The 19,723-nt window shown below is 34.1% G+C and carries 14 protein-coding genes and 1 tRNA gene; 7 read left to right on the top strand and 8 right to left on the bottom strand.

Annotation, left to right across the window (positions count from 1 at the left end; translation table 11 throughout):
- Nucleotides 1-131 precede the first annotated feature (131 nt).
- The 5 genes from IPZ78_RS08515 (at nt 132) to IPZ78_RS08495 (ending at nt 8,145) form a co-directional block, all read left to right on the top strand.
- Nucleotides 132-205: transfer RNA gene (locus tag IPZ78_RS08515), tRNA-Pro, on the top strand.
- Between the two features lie 633 nt (nt 206-838).
- Nucleotides 839-4,000 (top strand): SusC/RagA family TonB-linked outer membrane protein, encoded by a 3,162-nt coding sequence (locus IPZ78_RS08510; protein WP_225552680.1) that lies wholly within the window; start codon nt 839-841, stop codon nt 3,998-4,000.
- Between the two features lies 1 nt (nt 4,001).
- A complete protein-coding gene (locus IPZ78_RS08505) occupies nt 4,002-5,936 on the top strand; it encodes a RagB/SusD family nutrient uptake outer membrane protein (RefSeq protein ID WP_225552679.1) in 1,935 nt (644 codons plus the stop codon).
- Nucleotides 5,937-5,948: 12 nt separating this feature from the next.
- Nucleotides 5,949-7,160, top strand: coding sequence for a DUF5000 domain-containing lipoprotein (locus IPZ78_RS08500; protein ID WP_225552677.1), 1,212 nt, complete (start codon nt 5,949-5,951; stop codon nt 7,158-7,160).
- Between the two features lie 16 nt (nt 7,161-7,176).
- Nucleotides 7,177-8,145 carry a DUF4998 domain-containing protein gene (locus IPZ78_RS08495; RefSeq protein WP_225552675.1) on the top strand — a complete coding sequence of 323 codons (969 nt, stop codon included), beginning with the start codon at nt 7,177-7,179 and terminating at the stop codon, nt 8,143-8,145.
- A gap of 602 nt (nt 8,146-8,747) precedes the next feature.
- Here IPZ78_RS08495 and IPZ78_RS08490 read toward each other — a convergent pair.
- The 4 genes from IPZ78_RS08490 to IPZ78_RS08475 form a co-directional block, all read right to left on the bottom strand.
- Nucleotides 8,748-9,158 carry a BrxA/BrxB family bacilliredoxin gene (locus IPZ78_RS08490; protein ID WP_225552673.1) on the bottom strand — a complete coding sequence of 137 codons (411 nt, stop codon included), beginning with the start codon at nt 9,156-9,158 and terminating at the stop codon, nt 8,748-8,750.
- Between the two features lie 574 nt (nt 9,159-9,732).
- Nucleotides 9,733-10,866, bottom strand: a complete 1,134-nt coding sequence (locus tag IPZ78_RS08485; RefSeq protein ID WP_225552671.1) for a clostripain-related cysteine peptidase — start codon at nt 10,864-10,866, stop codon at nt 9,733-9,735.
- 145 nt (nt 10,867-11,011) lie between these two features.
- Complete coding sequence (locus IPZ78_RS08480; RefSeq protein WP_225552669.1) at nt 11,012-13,900, bottom strand: hypothetical protein; 2,889 nt, start codon at nt 13,898-13,900, stop codon at nt 11,012-11,014.
- 113 nt (nt 13,901-14,013) lie between these two features.
- Complete coding sequence (locus tag IPZ78_RS08475) at nt 14,014-14,256, bottom strand: hypothetical protein (RefSeq protein WP_225552667.1); 243 nt, start codon at nt 14,254-14,256, stop codon at nt 14,014-14,016.
- 208 nt (nt 14,257-14,464) lie between these two features.
- Between IPZ78_RS08475 and IPZ78_RS08470 the strand changes: the two genes are divergently transcribed.
- Nucleotides 14,465-15,079, top strand: a complete 615-nt coding sequence (locus IPZ78_RS08470; protein ID WP_225552665.1) for a S24 family peptidase — start codon at nt 14,465-14,467, stop codon at nt 15,077-15,079.
- A gap of 87 nt (nt 15,080-15,166) precedes the next feature.
- On the opposite strand, the gene IPZ78_RS08465 is transcribed toward IPZ78_RS08470, so the two are convergent.
- The 3 genes from IPZ78_RS08465 to upp form a co-directional block, all read right to left on the bottom strand.
- On the bottom strand, nt 15,167-15,712 hold the full coding sequence (locus tag IPZ78_RS08465; protein ID WP_225552663.1) for an AAA family ATPase: 546 nt from the start codon (nt 15,710-15,712) through the stop codon (nt 15,167-15,169).
- 138 nt (nt 15,713-15,850) lie between these two features.
- Nucleotides 15,851-16,324, bottom strand: a complete 474-nt coding sequence (locus IPZ78_RS08460; RefSeq protein ID WP_225552661.1) for a ribonuclease H-like YkuK family protein — start codon at nt 16,322-16,324, stop codon at nt 15,851-15,853.
- Between the two features lie 76 nt (nt 16,325-16,400).
- Complete coding sequence (gene upp / locus IPZ78_RS08455; protein ID WP_225552659.1) at nt 16,401-17,045, bottom strand: uracil phosphoribosyltransferase; 645 nt, start codon at nt 17,043-17,045, stop codon at nt 16,401-16,403.
- Between the two features lie 123 nt (nt 17,046-17,168).
- Here upp and uvrB point away from each other — a divergent pair, with 123 nt between their 5' ends.
- Nucleotides 17,169-19,199, top strand: a complete 2,031-nt coding sequence (uvrB, locus tag IPZ78_RS08450) for an excinuclease ABC subunit UvrB (protein WP_225552657.1) — start codon at nt 17,169-17,171, stop codon at nt 19,197-19,199.
- A gap of 11 nt (nt 19,200-19,210) precedes the next feature.
- On the opposite strand, the gene IPZ78_RS08445 is transcribed toward uvrB, so the two are convergent.
- Nucleotides 19,211-19,633 carry a hypothetical protein gene (locus IPZ78_RS08445; RefSeq protein WP_225552655.1) on the bottom strand — a complete coding sequence of 141 codons (423 nt, stop codon included), beginning with the start codon at nt 19,631-19,633 and terminating at the stop codon, nt 19,211-19,213.
- Nucleotides 19,634-19,723 lie beyond the last annotated feature (90 nt).

Below are 19,723 nucleotides of genomic sequence, written 5' to 3'. Positions count from 1 at the left end.
TAACTGTTGTAATTTGATTGAAATTTATCTTTCAATAAATCAGCGCTTTTCTCAGCTATTTTTAATTATTGTTTGGAAATAATTAAAATCGCTGTATATTTGCATCACAATCAACAAAGGTGATACCTTTTCGGGGTGTAGCGTAGCCCGGTATCGCGCCACATTTGGGATGTGGAGGTCGTAGGTTCGAATCCTGCCACCCCGACAAAAGCCACTGAAATTCAGTGGCTTTTTCTATTTTCGGACTTTTTTTTATTTTTTCATAAAAATTCCACTGGACTGTTTTTTTATCAATATCGTGATTTGTTGTAGAATTTCATCATCTTATATGGGTCTATTTATAGCTAGTGATTTTTTTTTCAACCCTCAAAAGTTGTGCTTTTAGTTTGTCATACTTTGGACTATAATTTGAAAATTTTTGCTTGTCAGCTTTAGATATTTTTAAGTGAATCACTCTTTGAAATTTTCTCATTTAAATAGTAAGGCTATTGAGGATGGTTATCAAATTATCGTTTTATTTCATAAATGGTGTTTTTTCTGACATTATAAGGCTAGTGAAAGAGTTGCAAGATATAATATATGTATATAGTCAACTATTTTTGGCATATTTTCAACTTATTTTGTCCAAGTTTATAAATATGGTCTACTTATGGAAATAAATTCACCATGTGCAACTAGTGTTTAGATCCGTTTTTTTAAGCAACTGTATTCTTTTTTTAATTACTAGGATATGTAGTTGTGCGCTATAGCCTATAATAGCTTTTAGCGTAGTCGTACTTATTTTAAGTAGATTTGTAATACATTATGTTACACATAATTCCAATTTAACTAAATATCTATGAAATTACAATTCTACCTCGTATGGATAATATGTTTTTTCGTTTTCGAGCACTCTTATGGACAAGACCGTTTGATTACAGGAAAAGTATTTTCTGCCAGAGATTCTACTGTCTTAATTGGTGCTAGCGTACTCGTTAATGGGACTAATGTAGGATCTGCAACAAATCAAGCAGGGGAGTTTTCAGTTCAAATTCCTCCTAATTTTAGCACTTTGGATTTTAATATAGTTGGTTTTGAAAAACAATCCATTAATATTACAGGAAAAAGTTATTTAAATGTTTACCTACAGCCAGCTGATATTGGTATTGAAGACGTAGTAATTACTGCTTTTAATCAACGGGTGAAGAAAACAGATATGATCGGAGCTGTAACAACTGTTTCTCCTAAAGATCTAAAAATTCCATCAAGTAATCTTACAACTGCGTTGGCTGGACGTATGGCCGGGATGATTTCCTTTCAAACAAGTGGTGAACCAGGTGCTGATAATGCTAGCTTTTTTATTCGTGGAGTAAGTAGTTTTGGCGAAGGAAAAAGAGATCCTCTGATCTTAATTGATAATATGGAAGTTTCGGTTAATGATCTTGCAAGGTTACAAGTTCAAGATATTGAAAGTTTCTCTTTGTTAAAGGATGCTACTTCGACTGCAGTTTATGGAGCTCGTGGTGCTAATGGAGTAATATTGGTATCTACTAAATCTGGACAACAGGGGCAAGTGCAAATTATGTTAAATACAGAGGCGGCATTGTCTGCGCCAACAAGAATCGTAGAAACGGCTGACCCTATAACATTTATGTCGTTGTATAATGAAGCCTTATTAGCTAGGAATCCTTCTTCTGCTGTGTTTTATTCTGATGATAAAATACGAAATACGATGCTCGGACATGATCGAGTTTTGTATCCTCAAGTAGATTGGATGGATGTAATTATGAATGAGTACGCATTTACACAACGTAATAATATTAATTTAAGAGGGGGTAATAATTTAGCTCTTTATTATGTCTCGGGTACTTATAATAAGGATAATGGTCTTTTTAAGAAGAACGGAACAAGTAATTACAATTCTAATATTAGTTTAAATACGTATCAATTAAAAAGTAATATTGACTTAAATTTAACAGAGAAGACAAAATTTGTTATTCGCTTAGGTGGTACTTTTGATGAGTATATAGGTCCTATCCCTGGTGGTAGTACTGCGTATAATTATGCTGTAAAGGCAAATCCAGCACTTTTTCCAGCATTCTATGGTGATATTCCTGGATACGAATATATTAAACATACAAAATATGGGAATTTCGGTGATAATGGAGATTATTTAAATCCATATGCAGAAGTTTCTAAAGGGTATAGAGAGAGCTCTACATCTAATATGTTTGCACAATTGGAATTTAATCAAGATTTATCTAGTTGGTTAGATGGTTTGAAGTATCGAGCTATGTTTAATACAACTCGTTATTCCTCAATGAATTTGATGCGTTCGATTAATCCTTATTTCTATACGGCTGGAGCTGTAAATCCTGAAACTGGATTAGCAAGTATTCGCTTGTTAAATGAAACTCAAGGATCTGAATTTTTAAATTATAATGCTGGAGGTTTAGCTGATCGCGTAATTCGTAAGAATGTATATTTTGAAAATACATTGATGTATAGTAAGGTCATTGATGAAAAGCATGCTATTAATGCTAATGTATATGGATTGTTGCGTAATTCATTACATAATCAGGGGACTAATCTACAAGCTTCTTTAGCATTTAGAAATGTGGGGTTAGCAGGTAAGTTCGGTTATATTTATGATAGCCGTTATATGGCAGAATTTAATTTCGGCTATAATGGGTCTGAAAGGTTTCATAGAGATCATCGTTTTGGTTTTTTCCCATCTATCGGAGCGGCTTGGACTTTGTCCAATGAATCATTTTTTCCTTTAAAAAATGTATTCAATATGTTTAAGATTAGAGCCACATATGGGATGATCGGTAACGATGCTATTGGTAGTGATTCCGATCGATTCTTCTATTTGTCTCAGGTTAATTTGAATAACTCAAATAATGGCGTGCGTTGGGGTGAAGAAGGTGGCAATTTTGTGAATGGGGTCTCAATAAGTAGGTATGGTAATAATAGTATTACATGGGAAACGTCATATAAGACAAATTTAGGTTTAGATATTACTGCACTAAATAATAAAATAGAGTTGAACTTGGACGTGTTTCAAGAAACACGTAAAAATATATTGATGCCTCGTATCGATATGCCGATTACGATGGGGGTTCCTGTTACGCAATATGCTAATATAGGTGAAGCCTATAATAGAGGGTTGGATGCTACAGTAATAGTTAATCATAGGTTTACGCCTGATTGGTCAATTCGTGTGAACGGTAATTTTACATTTGCGACCGGAAAGTATACTAAGTATGAACAAATAGATTATGGTTTAGATTATTTATTATTTGAAGGAAAGCCTATTAATTCGCATTATGGTTATGTTGCAGATCGTCTATTTATTTCTGATGAAGAAGTAGCCAATTCACCTCAACAAAATATTGGTGGTGTATTAAGAGGTGGGGATATTAAATATTTAGATTTAAATGGTGATGGTCTAATTAATTTTATGGATAGAACGCCAATGGGATATCCTAATATACCAGAAGTTATGTATGGTTTTGGATTTTCCACGAGCTTTAAAGGGTTAGATTTTTCGATGTTATTTCAGGGGTCGGCAAGATCATCTTTCATGATTGATTATACATCTGCTGGTGTTCATCCTTTTGTTGATGTGGCTGTAACAGATGCTTTTAACGGTGTGTCAAAACGTGGGGTTAACCAGTTGTTACAAGTTTTTGCAGATAGTCATTGGTCTGAAAATAACCAAGATTTAAATGCATTAGCCCCAAGATTTTCAGTCAATCCTTTATCTAATAATACAGCTGCTAGTTCTTGGTGGTTACGTAATGGTGAGTATTTGAGATTAAAACAAATTGAATTAGGTTATACTGTACCTAATAAATGGTTGGAGAAGTATAAAGTAAGATCTCTTCGTCTATTCAGTACAATGACTAATCCTATGGTATGGAGTAAGTTTAAGGATTGGGATGTGGAATTGCGAGGGGGAGGTTTGAATTATCCAATTCAACGTGTGACAAACTTTGGTTTAAATCTAAATTTCTAAGATGATGAAAGTATTAAGTAAAATTTTTATTATATCAGCAATAGCATTTTCTACAATTTCTTGTAATAAATATTTGGAAATTATCCCAGATAATATTGCAGAAATAGATATGGCATTTAATATGCGAGAACCTGCTCAGCGTTACCTAGCAACTTGTTATGCACATTTACCTGTAAATGGAAATCCACTAAATGGAAATCCAAGTACTCCTGCTGGTGTTTTACCTACAGGCGGTACCAATCCTGCATTTTATGCTGGATTAGAAGCGCATCATTATTATGGAGACTGGAGCAACGGCTATATGGGGGTTATTCCTGCAGGAGGTCAAAATGCAGCATTGCCCACAGGTTCGTATTTTGAATTAAGTAGATTTTGGGAAGGAATTAGACATTGTAATATATTTTTAGAAAATATAACAAAAGTACCTGATATGTCTGAGATGGAGAAGCTAAAATGGACAGCAGAAGTGAAGGTCATCAAAGCGTATTTGCATTTTTTGATGTTTCAACAGGTAGGACCGATTCCAATTGTCGATGAAAATTTAGATTTGAATACAAGCTCTGAAGATTCAAGACCTTATCGAGAAAAGGTTGATGATGTAATTGATTACATTGTTGGGACTATAGATGAAGCAGCTGTAGATCTTCCAGAAATAGTTGATATGCCAATGACTGATGCTGGAAGAATTACTAAAATAGCAGCGTTGGGTATTAAAGCAAAAGTATTGTTAACAGCAGCTAGTCCGTTGTATAATGGGAATTCTGATTATACTAATTTTAAAGATCATAATGGAGAGAATTTCTTTAATCCGGTATACGATGCTAATAAATGGGTGATGGCTCGAGCTGCGTTGAAGGAGATAATAGAATTGGCCGAAAGCAATGGTTTTGAATTATTAAAGTACGCTGATGCTGATTATCCTTCAACTACATTATCTCCAGCGATGAAGCTTCATCTAAATTTGAGAGGTGTAGTTTCTGAACGTTATAATTCGGAAGTAATTTGGGCTAATCCTGCATCATACTTTAATAGTACTCAATTTAGCTATATGGTGCCAAAACTGGTTCCGTTGTTGACAGCTTATCCTACATATAGTGTTACAATAAATCATGCACTTGAATATTATTCTAAAAATGGAGTGCCTATTGATGAGGATAATTCATGGAATTATGATGGGCGTTTTAATGTGGTAAATACCGGGCAAATTAATTCATTGTTTGTTCAGAATTCTTATCAGACATTAAGTTTGAATTTAGATAGAGAGCCTAGATTTTATGCGAATCTAGCTTTTGATGGATCAAAATGGTATGGTCAGGGACGTTATGATGAGAATAATCAATTTTCGGTGGCTGTAAAGAATGGGGATCCGATGGTGTCAGCTCGTTCGGATTATAGCAACACAACAGGATATTACCCTAAGAAAAATATTCCTTGGGATTACGAAATTCAAGAAAGTAATGGTTCTGTTATTGCTAAACTTTATGCTTGGCCAGTAATTCGATTAGCTGACTTATACCTTTCTTATGCTGAGGTTATAAATGAGATAGATGGACCTACTGCAGAAGCTTTAGGATATATTAATAGAGTAAGGGAGCGAGCAGGACTTTTGACTGTAGAAGAAAGTTGGACTAGGTTTTCAAAATCTCCTAATAAATACTCTACTAAGGAAGGATTACGTCAGATTATACATAAGGAACGTAGTATTGAGTTGGGGTTAGAGGGAATTCATTTTTATGATGAATTGAGATGGAAAACAGCAGAGCAAAATCTAAGTGGTGCTGTATATGGATTAACAACAAGTGGTCGTATCCCAGCGGATTTTAATCGCATTTCAACAAAATATCAACGTCAATTCACGAAGAGAGATTATTTATTCCCGATTTCGTTACAGAGTATTTATACAAACAAAAACCTGATTCAAAATCCAGGTTGGTAAACTAAAAGAGCTATGAAAGTACAATATTTATTATTTGCTTTGACTACCTATTTCCTTTGTTCATGTACAGAAGAGATTGATTTTAGTCAAAAGCCAGGAGAAATCCCAAATATTATAGAAAACATATCATTTGTGCCATTACCAGGAAAGGTAGAGCTAACGATCAATACACCTCAAATAGATGATTATATATATACTAAAATTGATTTTACAGTCCGTGAGGGTGTTAATAAAAGTGTGAAAATTTCTAAATATGAGTCTAAAGTTGTTTTAGAAGGATTTGCGAAGGAAGGTGTTCATTCTGTAACATTAACACCATTTAGCAGGGGAGATGTTGCTGGACCTTCTAAGATTTTTGATGTAGAAGTCGCTAAACCCGGTTATATCCAAGCATTAGAAAGTTTAGATCCATATTTTTCATTTGGTATGATGGGAGTTCGTTTTACAAATCCTATGGAAGATAATTTGACAATTTATTTGGCAACGTATCACGAAGATGTGAAAGAAATTTTAACAGATCAAAATAAACAAGTAAGTGCAGCAGAAGGTAAGGTGAATTTTTTAGATCTTCCTATGAAAGATCAAAAGTATTATTTGTATATCGCTGATCGCTTTGGTAATAAATCAGACTCTGTCGTAATTGAAGGTAGTCCATTATACGAAGAGCAATTAAGTAAAAGTGGGTATCGTAATTTTGCACTACAGGCTGGATCTTTAGCGTATTATACATCCGAAACTTCTTTTGGTGTAGCTAATTTGTGGGATGATTTAGTGGGTAATGTAAATAATGGCACAGCATTTTTGAGTTACCAAGCTATCAACACAAATGCAAATCAGCATCTTAATTTTGCTATAGATTTTGGAAAGCAAGCTACTGTATCGAGATTTAAGTTAGTACATGCCGGTAATGATAATTATTGGTACAAAGCATCACATGCATTTGCTACACTGACTCCTAAGATATTTGAAGTATGGGGAAGTAATTCTCCTGTAGCAAGTAGTTTATTATTTGATGGTTGGGAGAAAATTAGTGATTTTGAATCAAAGCGTCCAGAAGGCTTATCTACGATCGAAGGAAATAGTTTAGTGACTACTACGGGTGAAGATTTTTTAATTGATGAGCCTAAAGGTCCTTATCGTTATTACAGATTTGTAATCAAACAAACTTGGAGTAATGCTACTTACGCGATGATCGATGAACTAACATTTTTTGGTTCTTATTAAAGTTGGAATATAAGTTATGAAAAAGATATTAATTTTATTGACTGTGCTATATGTCTGTTGTTTTCAGCAGTCATGTAATAAACCAGATGAGCATTTTAGAGATTTGATGGAAGTGGCTGAAACTAGAGTTTATCCAGGTGGTATTGATTCTATAATAGTGTCAAATGGTATAGAACAATTTACAGTAGACATTATGATTCCACCTAATGGAACAGCATCAAAGTTTGCTTTGGTCAATGGAGTAGATACGAGCTACTACGATTTTCCTCTGGATAAATCTGTGGTAAGTCAAAAGGTCGTTGTTAAAAATGTTAAGCCAGGACAAAATCCTTACGAGATTTTTACTATTAATACTCAAGGTAATGTGTCGCCTAAAAAGTATTTTTTCAATTCAAATGCTATAGATGCCAATATTAAGTTACAGAATTTGAATGTGAAGAGAGGGTTTAATAGAGCTAGATTAGATTTTACTCCACCTACAGGTAATTCTGTTGCCAAAATAGCATTAGCTGAGGCTGGCAAGGATACTATAATTTTAGATATTCCTTTCGGAAATGCTCCGCTACAATTAATTATCCCCAATTTGGAAGAAGGGAATCATAGTTTTGACCTTATATTGATAGCTAGTGATGGGTCGAAATCAAACAGTACCCCAATCTCAGTAAATGTTTATGGAGATAAGTATAAGTCCAGTTTGGTTACCGTTGGATTAACTAGTGGGGTTTATTATTCCACTTACTTTGATTATTATGTTTATTTGGCTAATATACCTTCTAATACAGAGATTGTTGGTCGGAAAATAAGGTACAAACCTTATTATGATACGGCTATTAAGGAAGTTACGTACAGTCTGTTAGCTCAACAATTTTGGTTAGCTAATTCAACGGGAGGTACTTATGCCACTTCTGGTTTTTATTATTGGAATGAGTATTTACCAACTAATGGAATAGATAAGGTTAATTCTCCAGAAATTTTTAAACCTTAGTTCTACTAAAAGAATTAAGCCTTTCTAAGGCACTACAATTCGCAATAGACAATAATTAGTGATAGGTAAATAATCAGTAACAAAGAAAAACTAACATTTGAGATGAAGGACGGTTAAAACTCTCCTTCATCTCTGAATGAATGCTAAATTTCAATTTTGCTGTGTTATTTATTCTTTTTTGAAAACCTCTTTTGTCTTATTATTTTAAGAAATGCTAGTTCGAAATATTTGTAATTGGATAAATTAGTGGGGGAATTTATAGTTTGGTCTATTTATTGATTATAAATTTATAAATAGGAGATTCTATGAATAAAATTATAACAATACTTTTCGTTGCAATAATAAGTCTTAGTGTTTCGTCTTGTTACACGAGTAATCGTTATCCACATGGACATTTGCCTCCTGGTAAAGCAAAAAAGGTTTACGGAGAAAAATCAGCTAAAAGACATGCCCCAGGTCAGAAAAAGAAGCATAGAAAAGGAGACAAATCAAAAGGGAAACATCACAAACATGATGTTTATTATGTACCGAGCTATAGTTATTAAAACAATAAAAGGTTCTCAATTGAGAACCTTTTATTGTTTTAATAAAGCGAATATTGCTTAGCAATATTCGTCAAATGCAGCGATAAGATTATCTGCTATCATTTGAGCAGGGCGGCCTTCGATCATATGTCTTTCGATCATGTGCACTAATTTACCGTCTTTAAATAGGGCCATAGCTGGTGATGATGGCGGATAAGGAAGCATGTATTGACGTGCTTTGTCAACAGCTTCTTTTTCCATGCCAGCAAAAACAGTAACTAATTTGCTAGGTTTTTTCCCATTTTCTACAGCAAAGCGAGCAGCAGGGCGCGCATTTGCAGCAGCACATCCGCATACAGAATTTACTACTACGAATACAGTTCCTTCCGAAGGAATTGCACTATCAACTTCTCCTACTGTTTTTAATTCTTGAAAACCAGCGTCTACTAATTCTTGACGCATTGGTGCTACTAAATATTCTGGATACATTTATCTTAATTTTAAAATTTAACAATTCATTTTAAAGCCGTAAAATATATGCTTTGAAACATACAAATATACTTTGATTCCAAAGTAAATGCAAGTGAGATTCCTCAATGAAATGTCAGATTTAGTTATATGCTTACCAAATTCAATAGAGCAGGCAAAGCTGATCAAATGTATGTGTATTATTTGAGTTATTTGTTTTTTCAGAAGTATTTATTGCTTTTTGTGTAAGTGGGGCTATTGCACAAAAAAATAAAAAAGGGTATTGAAATTCAATGCCCTTTTGGTTTGGTAAATGTATTAATATATTATTTGTACAATTTTATTTGTATAAGTATATTATTTTCGGTTTTGAATGTGATCTTTTCGTTTAGTAAGCCCATTACACAATTCTCAGCTGTATTGTTTTTTATACAATTCTTAACAAGCGTTATGCTGTCTAATAGATCTTGAATATGATCTTTAGTATTTTTCTTTTTCATAGATATTGAGTTAATAGTTTGGTTCCTATCTTTTCAAATGCAAATATACTATCAAATACACTGATAAACATATACCTAATAATAAGTATTTTATATTAAAGAATTGTATTAAAGCCACTTGCAGAGTGCCATTTTAGTGTTCTATAATAGTCGTGGACTAAATTTTCATTATCCGAAATAGGTATATAACAGGTTAATCCGCTGTGTTTGTTTATTATATGTCCATTAAATTTGGCTGTATTAGCCTTGTAGATTACAGCTTCATTTATAGCGTCTTTTAGCGTGTTTATTGTAGGTGTATTGTAATTTGTCTCCATGAAGTCTAAAAAATCGAAAGCAATTAGTGGATTGCTAAAACGATCAAAGTCCATACGTTGAATCTCATTTCTTTTAAAGTCATTAAATAGGGGGTGTTGAGATTGCATGGTGGCTTTTGTTAAGTTTGCGATGTTTTGCAACTTCGAAGCGTCTACAACGGAGATAGTTGCTGATTGAAAATTACCCGAAAGGCTGTTATAGTGGTTGTAATATTTGTTAGCAATATTGATGTAAGCCTGCGTTCCTTTTTCGAACAAATCATTTACCATTTTCTCATAAGGCATCCCATTTGAAATTACTTCTCCAGGTGAAACGATGAAATGTTCTGTTTTATCTTTTATTTCATATAACACTTCTACACTAGCCATTGAGCATGCGTCAAACATAATAAAGTCGAACACATTACTTGGAATAGCGCTATTGAGATTTTTTATATCCATCTCATTACCATTATCATTGCCAAATGATTTTAATTTAATAGGGCCTATATTGGCAGGTACCCATCCAGTAGCGTGTGACCATAGTATTAATCCGTAACTTTCTGATTCGTATGATGTAATTACTTCATTAATAATTTGTCTAAGTACAGTAGGGTCAGAAGAATTTTGATGTTCAAATTCTTTAATTTTTCTTTTTTCTTTTTTTCCTTTTATATTCTGGATTTGGTATAGGGCTGGTTTGCTATTGGGTAGTCTGGCGTACACTATCATATTTCCATCTACTTCTGCGATATTATTTTCAATCTGATCTAGGTTGTCGTATGCTTCATTAGAAAGGTTGTTGTTCGCTGCTAGATAAAGTAATACTGTACGAAATGTTTTTTTTTCTTCTGGCTCTGGATTTGAGTCTTTACAGCTAAATAAAAAGCTAATGATAAGAAGGGGTAGTAGCGAATTTAATATATGTTTCATGGTTGTAAATGGAAAATATAATACTATTGTTTTTTCGAGTGTAGATATGCTACAATTTACGGATTTAGCTTGTATTGCTAAAATATAAGTACAAAAAAAGGGTGGCATATGCCACCCTTTTCGTATAGTCCATCAATCTATTTTATTAGATATTTGGGTTAACTTTAACTTTGAATTCTTTAACAACTTCACCTTTAGTGCTTGTTACGTCACCTTGGTTAAATTTGTTAGTAACCGTTACTTTAAATACAAGGTTAATAGCTTGTTGTAAATTAGCACCTGTGTTTTCCCATACTAAGTCATTACCTGAGTAGTATGCACGGCTTGTTGATGCTAATGAAATGTTATTACCACTCATATCTTCTGCACGTACAAACTCAACTAGAGTAAATTGATAGTTGTTGGCAGTGTTGATATTAGACACTCCGTATTTACCCATTAATGAATTGTCTGCTGTGAATGTAGTTCCGTTATAGTTAAATAATACTGTATTGTTAAAGTCAGTTAATTTAACTAATTGTCTTACGTCAACAAGAGAAGTATTCGTTCCTGATGTTTCTTTGTCTTTAAATTCTCTGTATGGAGTTTTAATTTCAATAGCTTTAACAGGGTTTATGAATTTAACATTAAAGTCTTTACTAAAGTCAGTAATATCATATATTACACCGTTTACTTTTCTAGTTACTCGTAACGAAACATCACCATTGTTTACTTTTGTGCGAGCTGTAGCATCCGCATCATTAAGAGTTACCTCAGATCCATTAACTGCGATGTTATTCGTAGGAGTATTAACTGAGAATTCATATGTAGTATTTGGTTTCGTTGCGTCATTTACTGTAGTCTCAGTAAAATAATCCCAAAGATTTGCATTCAATTTCCAAGTACCTGCAACATCTTTACCGTTGATAATACCATAAGTTAAAGCTGTATCCCAGAATGGTGCTTTTTTGCTAATGTTTGTGATTAAATCATTAGTTACATTAACAGTTATTTTAACTTTTACCTCAGGATCAGATGAAGTTGATGATTTGTAAGTACCTTCTAAGATGTATGTTTTAGGCATTACTGTGTTTGCGATCGATATAACTCTATCTGTACCTTGTGTCGTATTATTCATGGTAGCAGTGTTGAATGTTATACCTACTGGATTTGTTGTAGCAGCAGTGAATGTGTATACAGCGTGGAAGTCTTGTGCAGTTTTTCCTGTTTTGTTGTATGCTGCATCAAGTGTTGTTGGTGTATCCCAAGTAATAGTTTTGTTTGAGTTATTTGCTAATACAACTTTGTGATTAACAGTACCAGTTACATCAATTACTTCTGCTTTATTTTGTATGAAAGCTACTTTAATATAACGAGTAGCGATTAAATCAGTTGATGCATTTCCAGCTCCTGAGTATAATCTAGCTCTAACTACTGCATGATTATTAACAGCTGCAGAGTTGTAAGTTTTACTGTTTGTAGTAGATATCTTAACAGAAATTTTACCCGTTTCAGTATCTAAATCTAACCAATCTCTCTTCTGTGGGTCTGTAGCCGCATAGTGATCTAAGTCGTATCTGATATTGTAGTCACCTAAACCGTAATCATCCATAGATTTAGTAACATTACCAACTTGTGTACGGTAGAAGAAACCGCTTAATTCAGTGTCAAGTACTACACCAACCTTGTTGTAAGCTGAATTATTATCTAAGTTCTCAGATGCATCGTTTTTGAAGTGCAATTGGAAATCTGCTTTAGTTCTTGCTGAAGCAGATACTTGAGTAAAGGCTAATGCTGAACTGCTGCTGCCGCCATCTGCGTATGCACCTGCTGTGAACGTAGGGGTAACTCCATTTAATAACGTTACTTTATCACCTGTTGTGTTGTTTTTAACAGCTTTTTCAATTGTAACTTCATCAATTTCAACAATTTCTTCTTTAGCTAAGTTGTAATTCGATGCAACGAATTTTTGACCTTCTGCTGCTTTTTTGTTTTCTACTTGAAGAGCTACAAATAAAGGTTGAGATGATTTGAAAATTGAACTTGTAGTATTTCCTGTTCCTTGACCTTTAGGTTTAATATTTACTGAAATATCTCCAAAAGTTTTTACTGAATTTACTACTGAGAAATCTGAACTAATAGCAGCGCCAGATCCAGTAGATCTAAAAGTAACTTCGTCAGTATATTTAGCTAATAAACCATTTGCATCAAAATTTGCAATAGCAACACCATAAGGGTTTAAGTTATACTTGACTGTACCGTAACCTTGTAACTTAGTAACCTTGTTAGTTACATCATTTACAATACGAGGGAAAAATATAACTGGAGTGTTATTTTGTGTATAAGTAGGAACTAATGCTAAGTTGCTTACGGCTACTTGTTCTTTACCTAAGAATACAGTTTCAGATACAACACCTTTTGAATCTGTGAAAACAACATTGTAACCACCATCAACAGCTACTAAAGTAATGTCTCCTGCGCTTGCTTGTACTCCAGTGTTAGTGTCGTTAATAAACCAATATGATTTACCGTCAGTACCTTTTTTAATTTGAGGAGTAGCACCGTCTTTACCAGCGGCTCCATTAGTACCATTAGTACCATTAGTACCATTAGTACCATTAGTACCATTAGTACCAGCAGCTTTTACAGTAGTTGCAGTCCAAGCTGTACCGTTTGTCGAGCTTTCCCACACTCCAGTAGTAGAGTTGATTCTCCATTGTGTACCTGGAGTGCCAGCAGCACCAGCAGCACCAGCAGCACCAGCAGCACCAGCAGCACCAGCAGCACCATTTACCACATCGTATGTAGTAGATTGTCCAGCTGCATTTTTGAATGTAATTCTAAAACCGCCTGAGATTGAAGTAACTGATTCAACTACGTTTGTCGCTGATAATGTTTGTAGTTGAGTTTTTAGTGAGGCAATGTCATTTTTGTTTTGATCGATGCCCTGTTCAAGTCGTGTGATGTCGTCATCATACTTCTTACAGCCTTCTAATACTACTGAGCTACTAATAGCTACAGCTAAGGCTAGTTTGGATAGATTTCTAATTTTCATATTCGCTTTTTGAGATTAGTTCGAATTATTGTTTTTTTAATAGTTTTAGATGTTAAAATTAATTTTTTGTAAAAATACAATATAATATTGCAGCAGCAAATTTTTTTTGAAATTTATTTACTGTATTTCTTTAAATCAAATATTAACTTATGTTTTTGTCCATCAATGTCAATTATTTCTACTTCATATGATGTTTTGATGTTTTTCTTCTGTATTATAATGTGTTCTTTTGCATAGTCTTTGTCTTTGAAATTGATGTTTTTTAACAATGCTAAGTTAATAATGTCTTGTTTAGTTATGTCTTCTGTATTATCTATTTTGTTCGTGTTACGATCATCAGATGATTGGCTTTTCATTCCATAGATTAAAGTTAACAGTTTACTATAAGTTGTCTACAATAAGTTGTAGATGTAAAATTACAATATAAAATTGTTTTATACAATTGTTTTATTGTTTTTAGTCAAATATTTTAGTTTTTGAAGTTTTGGTCTTATTTTTGTTTCATTGAATTACGAAAGAATCACTACTGTATAATTAATTTAATTAATAGCTGTATATAATAAAATGTCTAATTGGGAACGTCTTGAGAAAGTAATACAATATTTAGGATTTAATGTAAATTCATTTGCAAAGGAAATAGGTCTAAATCGTGCTGAAAGATTATATCAAATAAAGCGTGGAAATTACGCTATTAGCAAAAATTTAGCGGGTACTATTGCATCTCATTTCCCTGATATCAATGAGGCTTGGTTGATTACTGGTGAAGGTAATATGCTTAAGGATGGAGATAGTTATTGTAAGATTCCTTTATTTAATATTAGTTTGGATGATTTCAAGACGGATTTGTCATTAATGACCCCGGCTCATGAATTGGAGATACCTATATTATCAGGTAGTGATTTTGCAATAGTTAATGAAGGTGAAGCTATGTCCCCAGAGATTGAGCACGCAAGCATTGTTTTTGTAAAAGAAGTTGATAAATCTGCAGTTATATATGGTGATATATATTTAATTATTTCAGAACATATTAATCTAATTCGTTTTGTGAGGGGATTCGATGAGGTTAAATGGAAATTAGTGGCTAAGAATTCTGTTGATTATGATGATATCTTTATAGATCAACGTGCTGTGAAAGCTGTTTATAAAGTCAAAGGTGTGTTATCAATGGTTACAATGTAAAATTGTAAATAAAAATATTTAAAAGGTTTTATCGATGAGATTGAAACCTTTTTTTATTTGAAGTGTTCGTGTGTGTTGTTAGGATATTTATTTTGAATTACGAATAAACTCTTGGCAAATCTTTAACCCATATTTTAATCTCTCATCTCCCAAACCGCTTATTATTTGGTAATTCGCTTGTATAGCTCCAAGTTCCTCTTTCCATATTTTCATGAAATATTGTCGTTCATTGGGAAAATCGCGCAATAGATCATCTTCCCAAGGTAAATCAATATCCATTAGTAAATACAAATCATATTTTCTTTTAGTGATTTCTTGAAGGACTATAGGAGGTGTGTAATGGAATAGGTGATCGCACCAAATTTTCACCGTCAATATCGTAGTGTCACATATCAGAATATTGTTGTCAATGTTACTCGATATAGCTGTTTCTAGTGCCCGTTGTCCGTGAAACATATTTATCTCATCTTCTAGTGTATACTGTTTGTTGAGATTTTCGCAATAGTATCTTGCATATTCTGGCACACAAAAAGTGTTTAATTCTTTTGATAAATAATTGGCCATTGTAGATTTTCCTGTAGATTCAGGGCCTACTACAGCAATTTTTATGAACGAATTAGATGAATGTGACATTGATGCAATATTACATAATTCTATTGAACTATTGGGTGTTTAATGGGAAATTGGAATGAAAAAAGAGGGGAGAATGAGTCTTCTCTTCAGTCAAAATATTTGACTGAAAATTAATAGTAGTGACCAGTTGAAAATCTTTTATTGTACTATTCTGTTGGCACAGTTTGTACTAGCAAAAGATTCTGGCTTAGCTTTGAAAACAAACCCCATTCCCAATATATATCCCATTGCCTCCTTTAATGCGATATTAGATTCAAAATTTGGATTTGTATTGATATCTGCATGTACTTCTAGGTCCACTTCGTATTTGTCCAGTAAAGGACAAAGTTGATAAGCTGCTTCTATGGATTTATGTACTTCAAGGAGCATTCTTTCTTTGATGCTCATACGGTAGGATATTTTTTCTTTTTGTGTAAACATAAATCCGCCTTTATGTTCGCGGAGAAAGACAACGACAGTAGCCATTTCTATAGTATTTCGTTTGACTTGAGAGTCTGTGCCAATGTATACTTTAAGTTTGTTGCCTACCTGTCTTTCTCTAATGATTGCTGACTCAACAGCTTCGTTGATAGAGGAGCGAAGATTTTCGCCATTGTATTTTTGCCATCCCATACGTTGTAATTTTTTGTATTGAAGTTAGTAGTCTATTGTTCATTTTATATTAATGTATTGTGATATTATTAGTTATTTAATCTTTGTTGCCGTAGGCTAGATCTCCAGCGTCTCCCAGTCCGGGTACGATATAGGATTTACTGGTCAATTCGTTGTCAACATCACCAATCCACAGGTGAGCTTCTGGAATAAATGCACGCACATGCTGTACGCCTTCTTCGGAAGCAATTACAGCTGCAACATGTAGTTCTTTTATATTGTATTGACTCAATAGTTCTTTACAACATAAGACCAAACTTCGGCCTGTCGCTAGCATGGGGTCTGCTATGATAACAACTTTGTCGTCTAAGTTCGGTGTGTTTTCGTACTTTTTATGAATTTCAAATTCTCCACTTTTTTTAGTGTGACGAAATGCTGCAATAAAACCGGAATCTGCATGGTCAAAAATGTTCAAAAGACCTTGGTGAAATGGCAATCCAGCTCTTATTATAGTGATCAGTACAGGTTGTTCATCTAGGGTATGCATTTCAGAAATACCAAGTGGTGTTTCAATCTCTTCTTTAGTGTATGTTAAGGTTTTGCTTATCTCGTAAGCAATAATTTCGCCTAGTCGTTCCAGATTTTTGCGGAATCGCATTCGATCTTGTTGTATAGATACGTGGCGGAGCTCGCTGATGAATTGATTAGCTATACTGTTTTTTTTTGTTAGAATCGTAATCATAGCTGTCGAGTTTATTTTTCAATTTAACAAAAAATATCTAGATATGTTTATAAGACGTCACAATAAATCCTAAATGTTAGGAGTTGGTATAAAGAATTGGTATTTTTACGTTAGAGGCATTATATGAGATTTGAGCTTACATCTGAATATCAACCTACGGGAGATCAGCCAGCAGCAATCAAAGAATTGGTAGCTGGAGTACAACAAGGAGAGACCTACCAAACATTGCTTGGTGTAACAGGTTCTGGAAAGACTTTTACGGTAGCTAATCTTATTCAACAAACACAAAAACCAACACTTATTCTTAGCCACAATAAGACGTTAGCAGCACAGTTGTACGGAGAATTTAAGCAGTTCTTTCCCAACAATTCTGTCAACTATTTTGTGTCTTATTATGATTATTACCAACCCGAGGCTTTCATTGCTACTACAAATACGTATATCGAGAAAGATTTGGCTATCAATGAGGAGATAGAAAAATTGAGACTTGCAACCACATCGGCTTTGATGTCTGGTCGAAGAGATGTTATAGTCGTGTCATCTGTTTCTTGTATTTATGGTATGGGTAATCCAGAAGATTTCTCTAGGTCTATATTTCGCTTTGGTGTAGGTACTGTTATCTCGCGAAATGCGTTTTTGCATCGGTTAGTTGAAATCTTATATTCTCGCACGACAGCAGATTTCAAAAGAGGAACTTTTCGCGTCAAAGGCGATATAGTGGATATTTATCCTGCTTATTTAGATACGGCATATCGTATTTCTTTCTTTGGTGACGAAATAGATGAATTGTCAGAGATAGACCCAGTGAGTGGCAAAACCATTATCAAACACGAAACATTGTCTCTTTTTCCTGCTAATCTATTCGTAACACCGAAAGATAAATTCACTAGCTCTATTTGGTCAATTCAAGAGGAGTTAGTAGCTCGTAAGGAACAATTGGAGAGTGAGGGACGAATGCTGGAAGCGAAACGTCTCGAGGAGCGTGTGAATTACGATTTGGAGATGATGCGTGAGCTGGGCTATTGTTCTGGTATTGAAAATTATTCTCGATTCTTTGATGGTCGTGAACCGGGGATGCGTCCTTTCTGTTTATTAGATTATTTCCCAGAAGACTATTTGTTAGTTATTGATGAGAGTCATGTCACATTACCACAATTACGCGCTATGTATGGAGGTGACCGTTCACGTAAAATTTCATTGGTGGAGCATGGATTTCGATTGCCAGCAGCTTTGGATAATAGGCCATTGAATTTCCCTGAATTCGAGTCGTTGACGAATCAGACAATTTATGTGTCAGCTACACCTGGTGATTATGAATTGCAAAAAACTGAAGGTGTTTTCGTCGAGCAAGTTATTCGTCCCACTGGTCTTTTGGATCCGATAATTGAGGTGCGTCCAGCAATTAATCAGGTCGATGATTTCTTAGAAGAAGTCGATAAGGCTATCAAAGACGGAGGTCGTGTATTGGCTACGACATTGACTAAACGTATGGCTGAGGAGTTGACAAAATATATGTCAAGATTGAATATTAAAGTGCGTTATATACACTCGGAGGTAAAGACATTGGAACGTGTAGAGATACTACGTGGGCTTCGTTTGGGCGAATTTGACGTATTGGTGGGGGTGAACTTGTTGCGTGAAGGGTTGGACTTACCAGAAGTTACTTTAGTTGCTATTTTGGATGCGGACAAAGAAGGTTTTTTACGTTCAGAACGCTCATTGATTCAGACGATTGGACGTGCGGCTCGTAATGATAAGGGGCGTGTCATTATGTATGCCGATAAAATGACCGATAGTATGCGTGTAACAATTGATGAAACTAATCGTCGTCGTGAAAAGCAAATTGCCCACAATCAAGCGCATGGTATCATTCCACGTACGGTAGGTAAATCTAGGGAAGAAATATTAGAACAAACTTCTGTCGCTGATTACAAACCTGGAGAAGCTAAAGCTTATATTGAGCCTGATGCTTCGTCAATATTAGCTGCAGATCCATTGATGGAGTATTTGGGAGAAAAAGATTTTAAGAAAGCAATTGAAACCGTTCGTAAAAGAATGGAGAAAGCTGCAAAAAATATGGATTTCTTAGAAGCTGCCAAGCTTCGTGACGAAATGTTTGCGATGGAATCACAGTATAAAGAAAGATTTGGGTAACCAAATCTTTCTTATTGTCTTTCTTGATATAATTTTATACTATTTAGGCTCAATGTCCAACAGAAGTTTTCCTTGGACAAATTAAATTTTCCATTTGTAAACAAAGTATCATTACTATGATTTAAGACAATGCTGTTTTCTTCATCTGGAATAAAAATTTCAGCTTTGTTTTGTACAGAGTCAATGTACACGAATGCTGCGGTTTGATAAGATTTGCTTGTGTTCAAAATATCCATGGAGATACCCAATTCAAATGGACGTATACAATCATTTTTCAATTGAGACCAAGAATAACCTGCAGATGTCAAACATCCATTTTTATCTTTACTGCCTCCTATCATTGAAAGGGTGTCTGTATTCGTAGATGAAGTAGTCCGATTTGATTGACAACTAACAATTGATAAGAAACTAATAATAAATAGGTTAAATTTCATTTTTTTTGCATGATTAATTATTGTTGTTTTAAGCAAAAAATATTCCGAAATATGAATTGTTAAGTTTCTTTAGTTACTTTTGTTCATTTT

Origin of the sequence: Sphingobacterium bovistauri, assembly GCF_020295405.1 — a bacterium.
Lineage (GTDB): Bacteria > Bacteroidota > Bacteroidia > Sphingobacteriales > Sphingobacteriaceae > Sphingobacterium > Sphingobacterium bovistauri.
Note: the sequence above shows the minus strand (reverse complement) of the source record. Positions and strands in the feature narration are given on the sequence as shown.

Excerpts from the sequence above, each read along its gene's own strand:
- IPZ78_RS08510 (WP_225552680.1), top strand. The coding sequence starts at position 839 with ATGAAATTACAATTCTACCTCGTATGGATAATATGTTTTTTCGTTTTC.
- IPZ78_RS08505 (WP_225552679.1), top strand. The coding sequence starts at position 4,002 with ATGATGAAAGTATTAAGTAAAATTTTTATTATATCAGCAATAGCATTT.
- IPZ78_RS08500 (WP_225552677.1), top strand. The coding sequence starts at position 5,949 with ATGAAAGTACAATATTTATTATTTGCTTTGACTACCTATTTCCTTTGT.
- IPZ78_RS08495 (WP_225552675.1), top strand. The coding sequence starts at position 7,177 with ATGAAAAAGATATTAATTTTATTGACTGTGCTATATGTCTGTTGTTTT.
- IPZ78_RS08490 (WP_225552673.1), bottom strand. The coding sequence starts at position 9,158 with ATGTATCCAGAATATTTAGTAGCACCAATGCGTCAAGAATTAGTAGAC.
- IPZ78_RS08485 (WP_225552671.1), bottom strand. The coding sequence starts at position 10,866 with ATGAAACATATATTAAATTCGCTACTACCCCTTCTTATCATTAGCTTT.
- IPZ78_RS08480 (WP_225552669.1), bottom strand. The coding sequence starts at position 13,900 with ATGAAAATTAGAAATCTATCCAAACTAGCCTTAGCTGTAGCTATTAGT.
- IPZ78_RS08475 (WP_225552667.1), bottom strand. The coding sequence starts at position 14,256 with ATGAAAAGCCAATCATCTGATGATCGTAACACGAACAAAATAGATAAT.
- IPZ78_RS08470 (WP_225552665.1), top strand. The coding sequence starts at position 14,465 with ATGTCTAATTGGGAACGTCTTGAGAAAGTAATACAATATTTAGGATTT.
- IPZ78_RS08465 (WP_225552663.1), bottom strand. The coding sequence starts at position 15,712 with ATGTCACATTCATCTAATTCGTTCATAAAAATTGCTGTAGTAGGCCCT.
- IPZ78_RS08460 (WP_225552661.1), bottom strand. The coding sequence starts at position 16,324 with ATGGGATGGCAAAAATACAATGGCGAAAATCTTCGCTCCTCTATCAAC.
- upp (WP_225552659.1), bottom strand. The coding sequence starts at position 17,045 with ATGATTACGATTCTAACAAAAAAAAACAGTATAGCTAATCAATTCATC.
- uvrB (WP_225552657.1), top strand. The coding sequence starts at position 17,169 with ATGAGATTTGAGCTTACATCTGAATATCAACCTACGGGAGATCAGCCA.
- IPZ78_RS08445 (WP_225552655.1), bottom strand. The coding sequence starts at position 19,633 with ATGAAATTTAACCTATTTATTATTAGTTTCTTATCAATTGTTAGTTGT.